The 19041-nt window shown below is 51.5% G+C and carries 17 protein-coding genes; 7 read left to right on the top strand and 10 right to left on the bottom strand.

The window, feature by feature from the left end; translation table 11 throughout:
* Positions 1-94 precede the first annotated feature (94 nt).
* The 4 genes from AC07N2_RS00155 to AC07N2_RS00140 form a co-directional block, all read right to left on the bottom strand.
* On the bottom strand, positions 95-874 hold the full coding sequence (locus tag AC07N2_RS00155) for an alpha/beta hydrolase family protein (protein WP_494776471.1): 780 nt from the start codon (positions 872-874) through the stop codon (positions 95-97).
* Between the two features lie 74 nt (positions 875-948).
* Positions 949-2757, bottom strand: a complete 1809-nt coding sequence (gene tfpB, locus AC07N2_RS00150) for a type IV pilus assembly ATPase TfpB (protein WP_494776470.1) — start codon at positions 2755-2757, stop codon at positions 949-951.
* A gap of 55 nt (positions 2758-2812) precedes the next feature.
* On the bottom strand, positions 2813-3643 hold the full coding sequence (locus AC07N2_RS00145) for a spermine/spermidine synthase domain-containing protein (RefSeq protein WP_494776469.1): 831 nt from the start codon (positions 3641-3643) through the stop codon (positions 2813-2815).
* Between the two features lie 25 nt (positions 3644-3668).
* Complete coding sequence (locus tag AC07N2_RS00140; protein WP_494778083.1) at positions 3669-4142, bottom strand: DNA-deoxyinosine glycosylase; 474 nt, start codon at positions 4140-4142, stop codon at positions 3669-3671.
* Between the two features lie 83 nt (positions 4143-4225).
* On the opposite strand from AC07N2_RS00140, the gene AC07N2_RS00135 reads away from it, so the two are divergent.
* Both AC07N2_RS00135 and AC07N2_RS00130 read left to right on the top strand, forming a co-directional pair.
* On the top strand, positions 4226-4975 hold the full coding sequence (locus AC07N2_RS00135) for an SDR family oxidoreductase (protein ID WP_494776468.1): 750 nt from the start codon (positions 4226-4228) through the stop codon (positions 4973-4975).
* Positions 4976-5025: 50 nt separating this feature from the next.
* A complete protein-coding gene (locus tag AC07N2_RS00130; RefSeq protein ID WP_494776467.1) occupies positions 5026-5502 on the top strand; it encodes an ecotin in 477 nt (158 codons plus the stop codon).
* A 69-nt stretch (positions 5503-5571) separates the two neighbouring features.
* On the opposite strand, the gene AC07N2_RS00125 is transcribed toward AC07N2_RS00130, so the two are convergent.
* The 6 genes from AC07N2_RS00125 to AC07N2_RS00100 all read right to left on the bottom strand — a co-directional run bounded on the left by AC07N2_RS00125 (position 5572) and on the right by AC07N2_RS00100 (position 11954).
* Positions 5572-6099: a GNAT family N-acetyltransferase gene (locus AC07N2_RS00125; protein ID WP_494776466.1), complete on the bottom strand. Its 528-nt coding sequence runs from the start codon at positions 6097-6099 to the stop codon at positions 5572-5574.
* A gap of 16 nt (positions 6100-6115) precedes the next feature.
* Positions 6116-6622 carry an FUSC family protein gene (locus AC07N2_RS00120; protein WP_494776465.1) on the bottom strand — a complete coding sequence of 169 codons (507 nt, stop codon included), beginning with the start codon at positions 6620-6622 and terminating at the stop codon, positions 6116-6118.
* Positions 6623-6662: 40 nt separating this feature from the next.
* Complete coding sequence (locus AC07N2_RS00115) at positions 6663-7052, bottom strand: DUF1090 domain-containing protein (RefSeq protein WP_494776464.1); 390 nt, start codon at positions 7050-7052, stop codon at positions 6663-6665.
* A gap of 164 nt (positions 7053-7216) precedes the next feature.
* On the bottom strand, positions 7217-8107 hold the full coding sequence (locus AC07N2_RS00110; protein ID WP_494776463.1) for a CsgG/HfaB family protein: 891 nt from the start codon (positions 8105-8107) through the stop codon (positions 7217-7219).
* 299 nt (positions 8108-8406) lie between these two features.
* Positions 8407-10335, bottom strand: coding sequence for a molecular chaperone HtpG (htpG, locus tag AC07N2_RS00105; protein ID WP_494776462.1), 1929 nt, complete (start codon positions 10333-10335; stop codon positions 8407-8409).
* A 158-nt stretch (positions 10336-10493) separates the two neighbouring features.
* Positions 10494-11954 carry an aminotransferase-like domain-containing protein gene (locus AC07N2_RS00100; RefSeq protein ID WP_494776461.1) on the bottom strand — a complete coding sequence of 487 codons (1461 nt, stop codon included), beginning with the start codon at positions 11952-11954 and terminating at the stop codon, positions 10494-10496.
* A gap of 125 nt (positions 11955-12079) precedes the next feature.
* Here AC07N2_RS00100 and AC07N2_RS00095 point away from each other — a divergent pair, with 125 nt between their 5' ends.
* From AC07N2_RS00095 to AC07N2_RS00075, 5 genes are all read left to right on the top strand, one after another.
* On the top strand, positions 12080-12670 hold the full coding sequence (locus tag AC07N2_RS00095) for a LysE family translocator (protein ID WP_494776460.1): 591 nt from the start codon (positions 12080-12082) through the stop codon (positions 12668-12670).
* A complete protein-coding gene (locus AC07N2_RS00090) occupies positions 12667-13575 on the top strand; it encodes a DMT family transporter (RefSeq protein WP_494776459.1) in 909 nt (302 codons plus the stop codon). The genes AC07N2_RS00095 and AC07N2_RS00090 overlap by 4 nt, the downstream gene beginning before the upstream one ends.
* 190 nt (positions 13576-13765) lie before the next feature.
* Positions 13766-14224, top strand: coding sequence for a RidA family protein (locus tag AC07N2_RS00085; RefSeq protein WP_494776458.1), 459 nt, complete (start codon positions 13766-13768; stop codon positions 14222-14224).
* A gap of 58 nt (positions 14225-14282) precedes the next feature.
* Entirely contained in the window at positions 14283-15476 is a 1194-nt protein-coding gene (locus AC07N2_RS00080) for an aminotransferase-like domain-containing protein (RefSeq protein ID WP_494776457.1), read from the top strand.
* A gap of 886 nt (positions 15477-16362) precedes the next feature.
* Positions 16363-18828 (top strand): autotransporter family protein, encoded by a 2466-nt coding sequence (locus tag AC07N2_RS00075; RefSeq protein WP_494776456.1) that lies wholly within the window; start codon positions 16363-16365, stop codon positions 18826-18828.
* The last annotated feature ends 213 nt before the right edge of the window (positions 18829-19041 follow it).

The following is a 19041-nucleotide window of genomic DNA, read 5'->3' as shown; positions in this document are numbered from 1 at the left end:
TCAAGCAGCGCGATATCGCTTGTGGTCTCACTATAGCAATGTATTTGCACTTTGCTGAGCATATTTGATGGAAGTTACTTTGCCATGACGTTTATCAATTGGTGAGCATCCAGTTTGACATCTTTCCGACTACATCATTGTCCAGCCCGTTAAAGCCGTGATGCGCACGTGAGTTACAGGCATCGCCCACATCTTCACCGCCGGTGAAAGAAATCAACTGCTTCTTCGATGCGTCGCGCAGTTTATCCATCAAGTTGGATGTAAGACTGAAGATGCAGAGTCTGCAGCCGTCTTGCTCATGATGAACCACCAGTACGGGAATCTTCAGCGTGTCCATTGGCATGGAGAGTACGGATGGTCCTTCACTATCGACCAGTATGGTCGATGTGAGTGCCAAGCCATCTGGTCCTTCTGGCGGCGGCAGTTGCGTCGCGACAAAAGCTGCTGATTGCGTGCCACGACTGGTGCCGACCAGCCAGACTGGCGTCTTCGTCTGTCCTCGTGTCCAGGCAATGACAGCTTTCATATCGGCTAGGTGTTCTGGTGTTTGGCGAAAGCCGCGCAAGAATGGCGAGGATAGGCGGTCGGATGGCGCATCAACGAGCACAACCAGAAAACCTTGATTAGCGAAGAGCTGTCGGGCGCGCACCAAAAAATTATCTTTACCCCAATGGATAGATCCACCGGACGCGATTTGCAAGCCGCCATGACCGCCGGCCAGCAAAATGACAGCAGCTTTGGGTGCGGCTGGTGTCAATACGAGCATGCGTTGCGTTACACCCGGTCTGGTGGGGATATCGACGACCTTTTCCGCAGTTTGAGCGTAGGCCACGCTCAGGCAGAACATCAGGAACAAACCTAATATGGATTTCATCGTGCCATTCATCACTGTTCTCCGAGATGGTCGTTCATGATGGGATGAACGGCTTGCGTTGATGTGCTGTCTTGTCAGGTGAGTGCTGCCGTCACCTTCAAGACTTCTTCTGCTGTTGTTACACCTTCGATGATTTTCAATGCGCCGGCCAGTCGCAGCGGCTTCATACCGTCGGCAATACTTTGCTGTTTCAATTGATGGATATCGGTTTCTGCCTTGATCATCTTGGAGAAGGATTGTGTGACAGTCAGCAATTCATACAAACCGGTACGGCCGCGATAACCGGTTTGCCGACATTCAGGACAACCGACAGGTCTATAGATGGTGGTCGGTTTGGGAAGGTCCCAACCTTCGCTGAGGCTGAGCCATACGTCATCCAGCATTTCGCCATCCGGTGATTTGCAATGCGTGCACAAGGTGCGCGTCAGGCGCTGCGCCATGATGCCGATTAGCGTTGATTCCAGCAGGTAGTAGGGCACGCCCAGTTCCAGCAAACGCATGACGGCAGATGGTGCATCGTTGGTGTGCAAGGTGGAGAGCACCAGATGACCGGTCAATGCGGCTTGGATCGCCATTTCTGCCGTTTCCAGATCGCGTATCTCGCCGACCATGATGATGTCGGGGTCCTGTCGCATCAGCGAACGCACGCCGTCAGCGAACGACAAATCAATACCGTGCTGCACTTGCATTTGATTGAACGATCCTTCAACCATTTCAATCGGATCTTCCACGGTGCAGACATTGACTTCGCTGGTCGCCAGCGCTTTCAAGGTCGTGTACAGCGTCGTGGTCTTGCCGGAACCAGTCGGGCCAGTGACGAGAATGATGCCATGCGGGCGTGTTGTCAGGTTATCCCAACGTTCTGCATCATCTGGTGGAAAGCCGAGTTCAGGCAGTGATTTAACGACCACATCCGGGTCAAAAATCCGCATCACCAGTTTTTCGCCGAAAGCGGTTGGCATCGTTGATAAACGTAATTCAACTTCCTGACCATTATTGGTACGCGTCTTGATGCGACCATCTTGCGGTCTGCGTTTCTCGATCACGTCCATCCGGCCCAGCAACTTGATACGCGCGGTCATCGCGATCATCACGGTCGGTGGTACTTGATAAACCTGATGCAGTACGCCATCGATACGGAAACGTATCGCGCAGAATTCACGTTTGGGTTCCAGATGAATATCGGATGCACGTTGCTCGAATGCGTATTGCCACAACCAGTCGACGATGTTGATGATGTGGTGATCGTTGGCATCGACTTGTTTGTGATTGCCCAGTTCAACTAACTGCTCGAAGTTGTTGCGTAAGGCGACGTCCTGGCCGTTCAGTTTCTTCGCGCCCTTGATCGATTTTGCCAGCGCAAAAAATTGCGTTGTGTATTGCGCGATATCGAGCGGGTTGGCGATCACTAGCTTCACGTTGCGCCGCGTGATCTTGGCAATCTCTGCTTCCCATTCTGTGGAGAATGGTTCGGATGTGGCGACGACTAATTCGCTAGGCGTGAGCTCGACCGGCAGGATGTGGAAGCGCGTTGCATACGAAGCCGACATCACATCCGCTACGCGGGTGAAATCAATTTTCAGTGGATCAATACGGAAGAACGGTAGTTTGACTTTGCCAGCCAGCCATTCGGTCAGCCAGTCCAACGTGACGGGGCGGTGCGGCTCATTGGCAGTCAGCAGTTTGCATTGTGCGACTGCGACCAAGGGATGCATCGCTATCGATGCATTCTTGTAAATGCTCTGAGCCTGGTTATAGAAGACCTTGACGCCTTCTTTGGTAACGATGCCATCTGCCAGCAGCCAGGTAAAAATCTGCTGTAAATCCAGCTTCTTGGGCGGGGCCTTGTTCGTGGCAATTGATGTGATGGAAGCAGTTGGCATAACCATGACCCGTAAGATGGAACAGTTGGACTGATGTTAACACACGGTTTAGCTGTTATTGCTGTGCTTGCCACGCCTTGATGCCATTTACCCACGATTTAGCCGGCAGTTTGGTCGCAGCAGTAATCTGGGCTGCGCGTTCGTACAGGGCGGTCATATCCAGCGTGGGTTTTGTATTGAATGCGATGGCAATCACATTGCCTTCATGGACTTCCGGCAGCGAGATCACGGTATCGAAGGCAAAGTGCATAGCGCTCAAATTCTTCGCATAACTTGGGTGATCACCGAATAAGTTGACCGTCATGATGCCATCCGGCGTCAAACAAGCTGCACAGGCTTGATAAAACTCAGGTGTATCCAACACCGGGCCGCGCGCAGTAGCGTCGTATAGATCGACTTGCAAGGCATCGATACGACCCAGATTGGCCGGATCATTAACGTATTCCAGCGCATCCATCTCGATCACGGTCAGGCGCTCGTCATTCTGCGGTAACTTGAACATCGAGTAGCAGATCGTGATGACGGATGGATTCAGATCGACCGCAGTGACGCGTGTTTCTGGAAAGCGTTTATAGCTGAATTTAGTCAATGCGCCGGTGCCGAGGCCGAGTTGCACGATGTGCTGCGGTTTCTCGTTGAACAGCATCCACGCCATCATTTGTTGTGCATATTCCAGCTCTATCCAGTCTGGCTTGCTGATGCGCATCGCGCCTTGTACCCATTCTGTGCCGAAGTGCAAATAACGTATGCCGAATTGTTCGGATAGCGTGACCGGTGCAAATTTCACTTTGCGCACGGGTTTCGGTTTGGCAGGCGGAGGAGATTTTTTGCCGGGACCGCTCTTCAGGTTGGCATCGGCTTCTATGGATTTTCGTTTGATCAGCATGAATTCGGTGTGAGAGATTTTTTACTTACTGCATGATACCGCGCCAAACCGTCAGCTTCTGCTCAAATGTCATCATGGCGTAGGCAGGTGAGGACGAGGGCAGGATGAAGGTTTCAAAGCCGGCTTGGGCGAATAAGGCTTCTTGCTTGCCTGATGTCTTGCCATTAAAGCAAACACGGCGCAGATTAGGACATTCCTGTTTGAGTTGGGCAAAGTCATTGTGCTGCGCCAGGCGTATGGCGCTATCCAGGCTACCTTCGCGCGCGCAAGCTGCGATCACGTCCCATAAGCCTATGGAATGGGCTTGTAATCGCTTTAACTTGTCGTCGTAAGGCAATACGACCAGATCTTCATTGATCAAGGTGGAGATCAAGCGCCAGAATTGGTTGCGTGGGTGCGCGTAGTATTGTTGTGCAGTCAACGATGCTTTGCCGGGGAAACTGCCCAGAATCAAAATTTCAGTTTGATGGTCGATGACGGGTGGAAAGCCGGTCAGCAAGGAAGTTTGGCGAGAAGCAGGCATGCTGGTATTTTAATGTAGGCCATGCGATGTGACGCCATTGAAAACACAAAGGATGCTACATGAGTGAAAAAATAATGATCGTGACTGGCGGTAGCCGCGGTATAGGAGCAGAGATAGCCAAACTCGGCGCGGCAGATGGTTATGCCGTGTGCATTAGCTATGTGAAGAACAAGGCTGCTGCGGATGCAGTGGTCGATGCCATCGTGCAAGCGGGAGGTGTAGCGATGGCCATTGCTGCCGATGTCGCGGTAGAAGCCGATATTCTGCGCCTGTTTGAAACTGTGGATCAGCGTTACGGTACCGTGACGGCGCTGGTCAACAACGCCGGTATTCTGGAGACACAAATGCGCGTCGACCAGATGGATGCGGCGCGCATGCAGCGCATCTTCACGACAAATATAGTCGGCAGTTTTTTATGCGCGCGTGAAGCGGTGAAGCGCATGTCTACATTGCATGGTGGTGCTGGCGGTGCCATCGTCAATATTTCTTCAGTCGCCGCGCGCGCCGGCGGGCCGGGTGAATATGTTGACTATGCCGCCTCCAAAGGCGCCATTGATACGCTGACGATAGGTTTGGCAAAAGAGGTGGCAACGGAAGGTATACGCGTCAATGCGGTGCGACCGGGTGTAATCTACACAGAAATTCATGCCAGCGGCGGCGAGCCGGGACGAGTGGATCGCGTCAAAGGAAACATCCCGATGCAGCGTGGCGGCGAAGCGCATGAAGTGGCGCAAGCTGTGTTGTGGCTGTTGTCGGACCAGGCATCTTATACAACCGGTAGTTTGCTGGATGTGACAGGCGGGCGATAAAGCGACGTTTTTATCTCTAAAAATTTCAATGTCAGACCTCAGGAGAACGCATGAAAACAGCATGGATATCCACATTTTTTGCATTATTGATGGCGATGCCGATTGCACATGCCGCAGATGATATGAAAGCATTTCCTCCACCTGAGAAGGGAATGACGCGACATGTACTGCAGCTTCCTCCGCAAGAGGACGAAGCGGCTTTCAAGGTAGAGCTGATAGTCGGCAAAGAAGTGTCTACCGATGAAAGAAATCGCTATTTCTTCGGTGGAAAAATTGAAGAAAAAAATATCGAGGGTTGGGGCTATACACGCTACGTTGTGCCTAAAATCGGACCGATGGCTGGCACCATGATGGCGGTTGATCCGAGTGCACCAAAAGTCGCACGTTTTATCACGCTAGGCGGCAATCCTTATCTGATTCGTTATAACAGCCGCTTGCCTGTAGTGGTGTATGTGCCTAAAGGCGTGGAAGTGCGCTATCGGATATGGCGTGCCGGACCAGAAGTGAAGAATATAGAACAGGGTTGATAGACCAAGTACTGTTCTTTTGTCTGAAAGCTAAACACGCTTGCTACAGAAAAGTGGCAAGCGTGTTTTTTATTGTGCATTCCATTCAATACGCTTGAGTTTGTATAAAACATGTTCTCGTAGTGGGTGACCAGTCGGCAGTTTCGGATGCTCGAAATTATCTTCATCATTGGTATGCATACCAATGCGCTGCATCACAGCTTGCGAGCGCAGATTGGCTGGTACGGTGAACGAGACAACTTCCTGTAATCGCTCTACTTCAAACGCATATTTCAATACGCATTGCGCGGCTTCGGTTGCGTAAGATTTCCCCCATGCCGAGCGCGCCAATCGCCAGCCTATTTCTACCGCTGGAGTGAAATGCGCATCAAAAGATACGTGTAGCAGACCGACGAAACCGGCAAAGGGAAGCTCACCAGGAATTTCCAGTGCCCATAAGCCGAAGCCATATTGATCAAAGTGTTCGCGTATGCGTGCAACTAGTTGGTTGCTTTCGCTGCGGTTCAAGATGGCAGGGAAGTGCTGCATGACTTCAGGATCGGCATTCATTGCAGCAAACGGTGCAAGGTCGCTATCTTTCCAGGCGCGCAAGAGCACACGTTTTCCTTTTAGTTCAGGAATCACTGCGCTGCCATTTTTGTATCTGCATATAGATCACGGTTTGCAACAGCGCGACGATGCTGCCGGCCATGACTTCGGATACACGTAATAGTGCGAGATGCAATTCTTCATCCACGCCACCACCGGAAAATGCAGCGGACATCAGTATCACTACAGTCACCGGCCCCAAACGCCAGTTGCTTGGATAGTTTTGCCACAGCATGGCGACAATGACGGCTAGTGTCATCGCGATCAGCATGGCGAAGAAGGTCGCGCCGAAAATCACCAACGACAAGCAGGCGATCACGCAGCCGGAAATGGTGTTGACCAGTCGCGCCTTGAAGTTGGCTTTGGCGACAGTCATGTCCGGTTCGGTCACGATGATGAGCGAGATCATCGCCCAATAAGGTTCGTTCAAGCCGAGCGCGCGTAGTCCGTACCACAAGATCAATGAACCGGAGAGGATCTTGATGATGTAGACCAGCGCGTTCTTTCTGGGACTAATAAAGTTGAATTCCATGTCCTTCATCAGACCCGCAACAGTGCTGCCAGTTCAAGCATTATTGCGAAAGTTTAGCCTTGGCTTCTTGCAGCTCGGCTTCTGCTTCTTGCAGTTTCTTTTGCTGTTGGGCGATTTTCTTTTGCTTGCCGCTGGCTTGGGCTTTTTCCAAGTCGGCTTTACGTTCGGCTACCTTGTGTTCTTTCTTTTTCACATCGGCTTCACGTTCACGTCGCAAGCCTTCATCGGTGCAGTGATCGATGATTTTCTGGAGCGCGATATTCAGGTTCTTTTCTTGTGCCTTGTTGCCATGTGCGCGGGCTTGCTCGATCTGGGTGTGTACTTCCTGGCGCTTGGCAGCACAGCCGGTAAGTGGCTCGGCAGCATGGCTGGTAGAGACAGCACCTAACAACAGTAGGGTGGATAAACAGCTGGTCGTGATTATTTTCATTTTTCGACTCCTGGTTGGGTGGAAGTCGCTTCACTGTATAGGAACAGGGTGAAATCTGGCAATACAAATAGCATGTTGGAAATGACTACAGCGACCATACAGGTCGCCGTAGCGGGGAAATGTCTCGGCAAGCCACATGGTACTTGCCGGTGTCATCTCAGTGATTACTGAGCAGCTGTTGTTGCTGCTGGCTTGGCCGCAGCTTTTTTCTTCTTGGCAGTTGGTTTGGAATCGTCACCTTGAACGGAAAGCTGACCACCGGTACCGAGACCGCCAGCTACATTTTGTTGACGGTAGTTTTTCACTGCGCGCACGATATTGTTATAGGAATCGGTAAAAGCGGCTACGATCACTTTGCCTTCAGCCGTGTTGGAATAGCCACCCAGGCTGCCACGTGCGCTGGAGCCGAAGAGTTGGCCCATGGCACCGAAGTCCATACTTTTGGCGCTACCTTCAGCGGCTGCGATTTGTACACCCGAGCGGTTGTCGACCAGATTCAGCAGTGTGCTGGCTTCTTTGCTGTTGACGTTGCCTGCAAGACCTGCAACTGCACTACCCAAGCCGCCACCCAGCAAGCCGGCGACGCTGCCACCCATGCCACCGGCATTATTGTTGCTGAAGGTAATCGATGGATTGAGGCCGTAGTCTGCTGCGACCATTTTGCCTTTGCCGAAATTCGATTTTTTACGCAGTTCGCCGGATTGCTCCAGTTGGCGTTCGCCCATCATGGCTGTCATGCCGCGGCCGCGTTCGACCACGACGAAGCAGTTAGATTGCTGTACCAGCAGCTTGAGGACAGGAACGGTCGAACCGAGTTTGTATTGGCCGGTCAGGACGCCATACCAAGGAGCGCTGGTATCTTCGATGATAGCCATGGTGCCCAGAGGACGATCGCAGCGCTCGAGTGTGGCATTGGCATTTTGTGCATTGGCACCGCCGGCTGATCCGGTGGCGGCAGTTTTTGCGCCGCTATTACCCATGTCCATGGTGGAACAGGCACTCAGCAGGACACCGGTCAGGCAGAGTGGCAAGATACGCAGTAGACGATTCGACATTTCTTTTTCCCCTATCAAAACAAACAAAAATAAACAGGCATCGGATTTTTTTAATCCTCTTTCCCCCCCCTTGCTTGGGGGTAACAATGTGAAATATTACGACAGTTTCAGAAACATTTTTCTTTTTTGATGCCATAAAAGCATGATGAACTTCTTTGTCTGCCGAAATGACAGAGTGGCGGGACGCATGAATGAGCGTTGTAAATCGGCTGCGTTGAAACGAAAAAAAGCCGCGTTATTCACAACGCGGCTTTTTGTTTAGGCTTGGCTTCAGCCGTGAAAAATACAATGTTTCAGATTTATTTTCCTGCTAATCCCAGCAACATTTCATTCAGACGTTTTACGAATCCAGCCGGATCACTGAGGTTGCCGCCTTCGGCCAGCAGTGCCTGATCGAACAGGATATTCGACCAGTCGTCGAATTTCGCTTCTTCGTATTTCAGACGTTGAACCAATGGATGGTCTGGATTGATTTCCAGAATAGGTTTGGCATCCGGTGCATTCTGGCCCGCTGCTTTCAGCATGCGCATCAGGTTGGCGGACAATTCATGTTCTTCCGCCACCAGACATGCTGGTGAATCGGTCAGACGGAAGGTAATGCGTACTTCCTTGGCTTTATCGGCCAGAGAGGTTTGCATCTTGGCGACGAGTTCCTTGTACTGATCTTCGGTTTCCTGATGCTGCTTCTTCTCTGCTTCATCTTCCAGTTGGCCGAGATCCAGATCGCCTTTGGCAACCGATGCCAGTTCCTTACCTTCGAATTCTTCGATAAACGACAGCATCCATTCATCGACGCGGTCGGTCAGCAACAGAACTTCGATGCCTTTTTTGCGGAAGATTTCCAGATGCGGGCTGTTCTTTGCAGCGTTATACGATTCGCCAGTTGCGTAGAAAATCTTGGTCTGACCTTCCTTCATGCGCGAGACGTAATCGGCAAACGAGACAGTTTGTGCATCGCTATCGTTATGGGTCGAGGCAAAGCGCAACAACTTGGCGATACGTTCCTTGTTGGTTGCGTCTTCGCCCATGCCTTCTTTCAGCACTTGGCCGAAGGCATTCCAGAAAGTCGTGTACTTGTCTTTTTTCTCTTGCTCGTCAGCGTTAGCCAATTCTTCCAGCATGCCCAATACACGCTTGGTCGAACCTTCGCGGATCACTTTGACGTCGCGTGACTCTTGCAGGATTTCACGCGAAACGTTCAGTGGCAGATCAGCAGAATCGATCACGCCTTTGACGAAGCGCAGATACACCGGCATTAATTGCTCGGCATCGTCCATGATGAAGACGCGTTTGACGTAGAGCTTGATGCCGCCACGCTTGTTGCGATCCCATAGATCGAACGGTGCTTGCGTCGGGATGTACAGCAATTGCGTGTATTCGCTGCGGCCTTCGACGCGGTTATGCGTGTAGGTCAGTGGTTCGCCGAAGTCGTGCGATACGTGTTTGTAGAACTCAACGTATTGCTCTGGCGTGATGTCGTTCTTGCTGCGCGCCCACAATGCGCTGGCTTGATTGATGGTTTCCAGTTCATCGCGTACGACGGTTTCTTTTTTCTCTTCGTCCCACTCTTCTTTCTGCATCATGATAGGCAGAGAGATATGGTCGGAATATTTGCGGATGATGGATTTCAATTTCCATGACGACAGGAACTCGTCTTCGCCTTCGCGCAGATGCAGAATGATGTCGGAGCCGCGTGTTGGCTTGTCGATGGCTTCAACGGTGAAGTCGCCTGCGCCTTCTGATTCCCAACGTACGCCTTCGCTGGCAGCAGTGCCGGCGCGACGAGTTTCTACTGTGATGCGATCAGCGATGATGAAACCGGAGTAGAAGCCGACGCCGAATTGGCCGATTAGTGCGGCATCTTTTTGCTGGTCGCCGGACAGGCGCGAGAAGAATTCTTTGGTGCCGGATTTGGCAATGGTACCGAGATGCTCGATGGCTTCATCGCGTGTCATGCCGATGCCGTTATCGGAAATGGTGATTGTGCGTTTTTCCTTGTCGAAGCTGACTTTGATCTTCAGCTCGGAATCGTTTTCAAACAAGGCATCGTTGTTGATAGCTTCGAAGCGCAGTTTGTCGGCAGCGTCGGATGCGTTGGAGACCAGTTCGCGCAGGAAGATTTCCTTGTTGGAATACAAGGAGTGAATCATCAGTTGCAGCAGTTGCTTTACTTCAGCTTGAAAGCCTAGGGTTTGCTTTTCTGGATTTTTTTGTTCGGAAACGGCCATTTTGTCCTCAAGAATCAAAAAATAAGGGAAATATTGTTGAAAATCTGACAGCGGGAGCTGCTGTTTATTCGCAACCCGCAATGATGTTGCTTCGCGCGGCGGAGGTCAATCCAGACTTTCAAAACGTTGGGTAGCAAATAGGGATGAAATTACAAATTTCAAGATCGACCTATCTCTCGCTCTAGGAAACGCATGATGCCGGGATCGGCCATGGCAGCCACATTGAAGCGCATATTGGTCGACGGCAGTTGGTTCGGCGAGAACAGGCTGCCGGGTGCCAACAGGTAACCATGCTCCATCGCTCTCTCGGTCAGCGCATTGCTATCGCAGCCTACATCAGTCCAGACGAACATCCCGGCAGGTGTGCTGATATTGATCTTGATACCTATGCGTTCCATTTGTCGCACGGTCTTGTCGCGTACCGCATCCAGCTTGTTACGCAGGCGGTCGGCGTGCTTGCGGTAGTGGCCTTCAGACAGGATGCGATACACCACGCGCTCGGTAATTTCAGTCGTGGTTAGCGTGGTCAGCATCTTGCGGTCGCATAAATGCTTGGCGATTTCCGGCGAAGTGGCGATGAAGCCGACGCGCAAATTGGCCGCTAGTGTTTTGGAAAATCCACCCAGATAAATCACGCGATTCAATTGATCGAGTGCAGCTATGCGCGTGGCTGGTTGTACTGCGGTGCCGGGATGCATATCGCAATAGATATCGTCCTCGACGATCATGAAGTCGTATTGCTCGGCGATCTTCAATACCTGAAATGCCTTGGCGGCGGAGAGCGAGGTCGAGGTTGGGTTGTGCAGGACGGAATTGATGACGAACAATTTGGGGCGATGCAATGCAGCCAGTTCTGCCAGTTGCGCGATATCCGGGCCATCGGATAGACGCGGGATACCGACTACTTTTGCACCCAACATTGCGAATGAACCGAACATCAGAAACCAGGCTGGATCATCGACAAAGATGGTGTCGCCCGGTTGCACGTAATGACGTGCGACCAGATCCAGTGCTTGCGTGACACCCAAGGTAGTGACGAACTGATCTGGTGTTGCGGAAATTTCCAGCTCGGCCAGTTTCAATTGTAGTTGCTGGCGCAGCGGCAAAAATCCTTGTGGATTGCCGTATTGCAGTGACAGCTTCTGTCGGCTGACGGCGCGCAAGGCATTGGCAACAAGATCGCCATCCAGCCATTCATTGGGCAAGAGGCCGACACCCGGCATTTGTTGTGGTGGTAATTGGCGGAACATATTGCGCACCAGCCAAACTACATCGACTGGTTGTGGTGCGGTGTTAGCGCGTTGTGCGCGTGGTGCCAGCATGGGCGCGCGGTCGCGTACATAGAAGCCGGAGCCGCGGCGCGATTCCAGCCAGCCGCCGGCAACCAGACGGTCGTAGGCTTCCACCACGGTGAAACGAGAAACCTTGTGCTGATCGGAGAACTGGCGGATCGATGGCATGCGTGCGCCGGTGCGCAGCAATTTGTCGTCGATGCGCGCAGTGACCAGTTGCACGATTTGCTCTATCAGCGAACCGCTGGCTTCACGCGATATCAGTGGGTGAGGCACTTCGCTATGAGATGCAGTAGCGGCCTTATTCGATTTGGCTGTATTGGTCATTTTACCGTGACAGTGAGAATATTAATTCCTTAAGTGTACTGGTACTGTATTGGTTTTGTCGATTACGATGTTTTGACGATAAAAACAGCAAAGCCATAGATCGCTTTGCATCCTCTTGGAACAATATGGAATCCCTGCTGCCACTTTCCCTGTTCGCCTTCGTCTCCTCCATCACGCCGGGGCCGAACAACATCATGCTGACCTCGTCTGGTATCCGCTTCGGTTTTGTGCGTTGCATTCCGCACATGCTGGGTGTCGTCTTCGGCTTTAGCGTGATCCTGGCGTTGTGTGCGGCTGGTATAGGCAGTCTGATTGTGGCGATGCCTGTATTGCATCTAGTGTTGAAAACGATAGGTTCCACTTATCTGGTGTATCTGGCGTGGCAGCTACGCAGCATGGCATTCAACCAAGGCGAGGACGATAGTGCGCGTCCGATGTCCTTTATCGGTGCTGCACTTTTTCAATTTGCTAATCCTAAGGCGTGGGTGATGGCGGTGACTGGTGCTTCCGCCTTCCTGCCGCCTATGCAGCCGGTATGGTTAGCGATCGTTGTGTTTTGTTTGATATTCAGCGTAGTCAATTTGCCGTGTATCGGTATCTGGGCAGGTACTGGTGCGATGCTGCGTCGTTATTTGACGCAGGCTAAATGGCAGCGATTGTTTTGCGCAATCATGATTGCCTTGACCTTGTATTCAGCTGTGGCGATCTGGTCATGAGTCACGATTCCATAGTAAGTTCTGTCGCTATGACACCAGAAACCAAAGGCATGTTGTTGGGAGCAATCGGCGTGGCGCTGTTCAGTCTGACCTTGCCGTTTACCCGAGTCGCTGTCGCCGAGTTACATCCCGTCTTCGTCGCGCTCGGTCGCGCTGTAGTGGCAGCAATCTGTTCCGCCGTTTTGCTCTGGTGGACTGGTGCTGTACGCCCGAATAAAACACAGATGAAATCGTTGCTGATTACGGCGCTAGGCGTGGTGGTTGGCTTCCCGGTGTTTTCATCGATTGCAATGGCTTATGTACCGGCTTCGCATGGCGCGATCATCCTGGGTATCTTGCCGCTGGCGACTGCCTTGTTTGGCGCATTGCGTTTTGGTGAGCGGCCTTCCATCGGCTTCTGGATTGCGGCAGTTGTTGGCAGCAGTCTGGTCGTTGCGTTTGCATTACAGCAGGGTGGTGGCGAATTGCATATTGCCGACCTCGCTTTATTTCTGGCAGTGATTGCGGCTGCCATGGGTTACGCCGAAGGTGGGCGCTTGTCGCAGACGATGGGCGGGCAACAAGTGATTTCATGGGCGCTGGTGTTATCTATGCCTATAGTCTTGCCTATCACAGTATGGTTGGGTTGGCAGCACGGCGTGAGCGCTTCGCCGGCGGCGTGGATCGGCTTTGCTTATGTCTCGCTGTTCTCGATGTTTATCGGTTTCTTTTTTTGGTATAAGGGTTTGGCTTTGGGTGGCATTGCGCGTGTAGGACAAGTGCAATTGATACAACCCTTTTTAACCTTGCTGGGTGCGGCTGTGATTCTGGGAGAGTTACTGGAATGGCGCACCTTCCTGTTTGCACTTGCCATTATTGCCGTCGTAGCCATCGGGAGAAAGATGCCTGTCAAGCGCAAAAATTGAATATAGATGTCCTTACTCTCGCTGTGTAGCGACGATAGTTGGGAAGGAAAGCCGAGGATTTGAGATAATCACGGGTATTCTTTCCGTGATCGTCGGGAATATGATGGCATCTAGCCAACATCGCGTTCACGGACATCTGTTAATTGCCATTCCTCCATTGCGCGGAATGGCATCAATTTTTGGAGCACTTATGTCTTTTTACGACAAACTGAAAGCATTGAATATCGAATTGCCTGCCGTCGCGACGCCAGCTGCGGCTTACGTCATGTACGTACAAAGCGGCAACACGGTTTTCCTTTCAGGCCATATCGCCAAAAAAGACGGCAAGCCTTGGGTCGGTCAATTGGGCAAGAACATGACTACCGATGAAGCCAAGTTGGCAGCACGCGGCGTCGCAATCGATTTGATCGCAACCTTGCAAGCAGCATGCGGTGGTGATCTGAATCGCGTCAAACGCATCGTCAAGGTCATGAGCCTCGTCAATTCGACCGGCGACTACACCGAACAACATCTGGTTACCAATGGCGCATCGGACTTGCTCGGTGAAGTATTCGGTGCACAAGGCGTGCATGCACGTTCCGCATTTGGCGTGGCGCAAATCCCGCTTGGCGCTTGCGTGGAAATCGAATTGATCGCTGAAGTAATCTAAGAAATATATATGCCCCGGAACGCCGGGGCGTGAGCCTTGTTTATACCGTGAAGTCATCATGAAAATCGAACATCCAACGCCGATCAATTGGCAATTCGCTAAACGTGCAGAGCAACTGCAAAGCTCGGTCATTCGCGAGATCCTGAAAATCACGATGCGCCCGGACATCATTTCCTTCGCCGGTGGTTTGCCGTCGCCGGAAACTTTCCCGGTCGAGCATATGAAAGCGGCTTTCGATACCGTCTTGTCGAATCAAGGCAAGATCGCTTTGCAATACGGCCCTAGCGATGGTTATGCACCGCTGCGTGAGTGGATCGCGGATTCGCTGTCTATCGATGGCGTGACGATTACGCCGGATCAGGTCTTGATGGTGTCCGGCTCGCAACAGGCGCTGGATTTGCTCGGCAAAGTATTGATCGAAGATGACAGCAAGGTCTTGGTAGAAACGCCAAGTTATCTGGGTGCCTTGCAAGCCTTCTCGGTTTATCAGCCGCGCTTTGTTTCCATCCCGACCGACGACTACGGCTTGCTGCCGGAAGAAGTAGAAAAAATCGCAGACGGCGCACGCTTGTTGTACGCCTTGCCGAATTTCCAAAATCCAACCGGCCGTACCTTGTCGGTCGAGCGTCGTATTGCATTGGTTGAAACCTGTGCGCGACTCGGCTTGCCTTTGATTGAAGATGATCCATACGGCGCGCTCAGCTATCGCGGTGAACCATTGCCGAAAATGCTGACGATGAATCCGAGCGGTGTGATTTACATGGGCTCGTTTTCCAAAGTGCTGACACCAGGCATACGTCTAGGCTATGTAGTTGCACCAGTACCACTGATCCGCAAACTGGAGCAAGCCAAGCAAGCTGCCGATTTGCACACATCACAATTGACGCAAATGGTGGTGTATGAAGCGATCAAGGATGGTTTCCTCGAGAAGCATATCCCATCAATACGCACACTGTATGCGAATCAATGTCAGGTGATGCTGGATGCGCTGACAGAATTTTTCCCTGCCAGCGTAAAGTGGAACAAGCCGGAAGGCGGCATGTTTATCTGGGTAACGCTGCCTAAGCATATCGATTGCATGCAGTTGCTGGAGGAAGCGATTGAGCAAAAGGTTGCTTTCGTTCCGGGTGCGCCGTTCTATGCAAACGAGCCTGAGAAAAATACGCTGCGTTTGAGTTTCGTTACCGTGCCGCCAGAGAAAATTCGTGAAGGTGTCGCCAAGTTGGCCAAGCTGATTGCAGCAAAAATCTGATTCGATCGGTCTTGATACTAAAAAGCCGCTTCTTAATGAAGCGGCTTTTTTATTGAGTGGATGGTTTTGGATGAGTGTATTTTATATCGCTCCCGATGATCACTGCGCTGTTGAGTATGCGCAGGAGGTAGTCATTTATGTGCAACATAAAGTAAGTGCCTGACGCAATGTCCGCTATCGACCCAAAGCGGACATCATCAATGCGAATTGGTAGCAACTTTAAAATTCGATTTAGTGGCAATCTTGATGCGAGTACTCAATTAATAGGCAAAGATAATATTGCTGAAGTAAAAGCTGAAAAACAAATAGAAAGAATGATCAATCAGTGCATCAAGAGCCTACTAAGCTCTTGGTGCGCCTGCAGAACGCTAAGGAATTCAAACAGTTAGATGGCCCGTTGAAAAACTGGGCCATTTTTTATGGCAGGTCGCCGATCAGTCCTGCAATTCCCAAGATGTTGGAAGGTGTAAGTCGTCTGTTATACACACCAATGTGTGACTCAGACATGTGATCGGAAATGTGAGTTTTCGATCCAAAGTGGGATGGTATCGCTCATCACTCATCAGCAAAATGCCGCCGAAATATACTTAAAAATACCAGTTTTCAGTGATGTTTCAATCAGACGCATCCGTGTAATCTGTTGCCCATAAAACATCAAGCCAAAATACAAAAGACAGGCGTAGATATCCCGATATCTGAACTGATCTGAGCAAAGAATATTGATCTCGCATCCCCTTGCACAGGCTTAACGCCGCTGGTCGCGCAAGCGGATGATGACGATGTCGAGGGAGTGGTCAGTCAGTACAGCAGCCCCTATTTTTGATGTATCAGCAATTCGTCGATCAAAGAAAATATCGGCATATTAAACAATCGGTAACCCTACATCATGTCTATAAAATCTAAAAAGCGTCGCTTGCAACTGCCTTCAGTACAACAAGGTACCGAACTTTCAGTCATCGTCTTGGCAGTCGGCTTCGCACTGGGTAATAGTACTCATGCCAATGCCGCGTGCTATTCCCTTAACACCAATTCTACGGTTTTTGGCCCTGAAAACTGTGTGGCGTGGGGTGGCGGAAATCTTACGGTTACTAACATCGGGAGTCTTAGTGGAGAATTAATCGCTGTGACGGCATCAGGCGGCGTAGGCACACTGAGTAATAATGGCGTAATCGACGGCACTACTTCCGGCATTCACAACACGGGCGCTATGACCGCCCTGAACAACAGCAACACCATTTCAGGCGGCACCTATGGTATTCAGACCGATAACGGTAGCAGCATCACTTCGCTGCATAACACTGCCACTGGTACGATTAGTGGTTACACTGGCGTTCTTGCAGGAAACCTGACTCCATCTGGCTCGATCACTATTGGGACCATCACCAACGACGGTTTCATCTCGGGAACGGGCAACGTCGGTGTCGGCACCAGCAGCAACGCGACTATTGGTACCTTGGTCAATACCGGCACTATCACAGGTGCATTGGGCGGCGTTGCCAATGCAGGCAATATCAACATATTGAACAATAGCGGAACCATCTCAAGCAGCGGTTATGCCATTTATAACGCAGCAACCGGCACCTTTGGCCCTATCACCAATAGCGGTACGATCGCCGGTACGATCGCAAATTTCTCTGCCAATGACCTGACTATCAACGGTGCCAGCGGTGCCAGTTTCGGGATTTTGACAGGTTACGGCGGAGGCCTGGGCAACGCTGATCGGACTGTAATCACCAATACCTTTTCAAACCTCACCTTCAACTCCGGCAATCTTCTGCTGAACAATAACATCAACGTCGGCACCCACACTGTTAGCAACACCGCAGCCACGCTGCAGGTCAATAACGGTATTACCGTCACTGGCAATTACAATCAAGGCGCTGGCGCAACCCTGCTCATAGGCGTGGCGAATGGTGCAGTAGCAACAGGCGCCGTTAACTCTGATAGCGGTTACGGTCGTTTGGTGGTTTCAGGTAACGCCACGATTGCAGCCGGTTCAGCAGTCACGTTAAAACCATTAACTACGTACGCCTTTGCTGCGGGTCAACGCTTTGTCGTCGTGACTGCGGCTGGTGCCGCTAGCTACAACGAGAATGCATTGCATTATGCTGCTTCCGGGTATACGGGGCCTCTCTTTGGTAGCAGCGTGACGTCCGGTGGCACTAACAATCTGGTGGTTACGCTGGGAACAAATCCCGCCACACCTGCGCCATCTTCCCCTGCAACCGTACCGAATGCTGTCGCTGCACTCGGCGGGCTATCTCGCTACACAGGCATCGATCCGGCTCTTTTAAATCTGTTCAATGCAGGTCAGGCATTGAATCTGGGTCCGACCGCGGATGCCAATCGCGCTGGCCGTCAGTTAAATCCGATCTCATCGACTGTCAGCAGCGAGGCAGTTACCGCACCAACACTCGATACCCTCAATATCGTAGCCGCCCATAGTGATAGTTTGCGTTTGGCACAAAGCGGCAGAGCTAGCGGTCTCTCCGCTGGTAATGCGGTGTCAGCGACCGGTGTATGGGGACAGGCTTTCGCTGGGCAAGCCAGACAGGATGAACGTGATCAGGTCAGCGCTTATCGTGCCAATTACAGCGGCCTGTTATTCGGTGTCGACCAACAGTTGAATGAGCGCTGGAATATTGGTGGAGTATTCAGTTACAGCAATGCTCGCATCCGTGACACCGGTAGTAATGCAGGCGATTCCAACGATGTGGACGCCTACGGTTTGCTGGCTTACGGTAGTTATAGCGGCCAGCCCTGGTATCTGAATTTCTCTGCAGGCGCAGTCCAGCAACGTTACGCTACGACCCGCACCGTCAGCTTCCCTGGCTTCGCTGGCGTTGCTACCGGCAAGTTCGACGGCATGCAGTATGTGGCGAAGGCTGAAGTAGGTTATCCACTGGCCACAGGTAATGTCACCACCACCCCGTTATTAGGTCTGACCTATAGCCGCTTGAATCAGGATGCCTATACGGAAAGCGGCGGCAATGGCGCTGCACTGGCTGTTGGCTCAACGAGCGTCAACTCGCTGCAAAGTGATCTGGGTGTTAAATTCGAACACGAACTGGCGACTTCGTATGGGAATTTAATACCGAGCCTGAAACTGACTTGGCGTCATGAATTAGACAACAATCGTGCGGCGACCAATGCACGTTTTGTGGCAGACCCAAGTGGCGAAACCAGCTTCACGTCGTTTGGTACCAGCCCGGTCAGGAATTCGGCACTGATTTCGTTGGGTGCGACATTGTTGCGCGAGAAGAATCTGAGCCTATCTGTCCGTTATGACTTACAGACAGGATCAGGCTTCCTTGCCCAGAGTGGTAGCTTACGTTTGCGCAAATTGTTTTAATCTGCAGAGCTGAATGTCCCTGTCGTGGGGAAGTCCATCAAGAGCTTTTTAAGCTCTTGATGCACCGATAGAATGCTAAGAAAATCAAACAGTTAGATGGCCCGTTGAGAAACTGGGCCATTTTTTTATGGCAGTTGTAGATCAGTTCGGCGATTTCTAGAATGTTAGAAGGTATACGTTGACTGCATCACACCAATGCATGGTTCCCGCATT

Source organism: Herminiimonas sp. GW821-FHT09C12 (genome assembly GCF_059416385.1).
The sequence above is the reverse complement of the archived record's forward strand: the minus strand, read 5'-3'. Positions and strand labels throughout refer to the sequence as shown.

Bases quoted from the DNA above. Each gene is read 5' to 3' on its own strand.
- AC07N2_RS00155 (WP_494776471.1), bottom strand. From the start codon at position 874: ATGAAATCCATATTAGGTTTGTTCCTGATGTTCTGCCTGAGCGTGGCC.
- AC07N2_RS00130 (WP_494776467.1), top strand. From the start codon at position 5,026: ATGAAAACAGCATGGATATCCACATTTTTTGCATTATTGATGGCGATG.
- AC07N2_RS00090 (WP_494776459.1), top strand. From the start codon at position 12,667: ATGAGTCACGATTCCATAGTAAGTTCTGTCGCTATGACACCAGAAACC.
- htpG (WP_494776462.1), bottom strand. From the start codon at position 10,335: ATGGCCGTTTCCGAACAAAAAAATCCAGAAAAGCAAACCCTAGGCTTT.
- AC07N2_RS00110 (WP_494776463.1), bottom strand. From the start codon at position 8,107: ATGTCGAATCGTCTACTGCGTATCTTGCCACTCTGCCTGACCGGTGTC.
- AC07N2_RS00100 (WP_494776461.1), bottom strand. From the start codon at position 11,954: ATGACCAATACAGCCAAATCGAATAAGGCCGCTACTGCATCTCATAGC.
- tfpB (WP_494776470.1), bottom strand. From the start codon at position 2,757: ATGCCAACTGCTTCCATCACATCAATTGCCACGAACAAGGCCCCGCCC.
- AC07N2_RS00080 (WP_494776457.1), top strand. From the start codon at position 14,283: ATGAAAATCGAACATCCAACGCCGATCAATTGGCAATTCGCTAAACGT.
- AC07N2_RS00120 (WP_494776465.1), bottom strand. From the start codon at position 6,622: ATGGAATTCAACTTTATTAGTCCCAGAAAGAACGCGCTGGTCTACATC.
- AC07N2_RS00075 (WP_494776456.1), top strand. From the start codon at position 16,363: ATGTCTATAAAATCTAAAAAGCGTCGCTTGCAACTGCCTTCAGTACAA.
- AC07N2_RS00095 (WP_494776460.1), top strand. From the start codon at position 12,080: ATGGAATCCCTGCTGCCACTTTCCCTGTTCGCCTTCGTCTCCTCCATC.
- AC07N2_RS00115 (WP_494776464.1), bottom strand. From the start codon at position 7,052: ATGAAAATAATCACGACCAGCTGTTTATCCACCCTACTGTTGTTAGGT.
- AC07N2_RS00145 (WP_494776469.1), bottom strand. From the start codon at position 3,643: ATGCTGATCAAACGAAAATCCATAGAAGCCGATGCCAACCTGAAGAGC.
- AC07N2_RS00085 (WP_494776458.1), top strand. From the start codon at position 13,766: ATGTCTTTTTACGACAAACTGAAAGCATTGAATATCGAATTGCCTGCC.
- AC07N2_RS00135 (WP_494776468.1), top strand. From the start codon at position 4,226: ATGAGTGAAAAAATAATGATCGTGACTGGCGGTAGCCGCGGTATAGGA.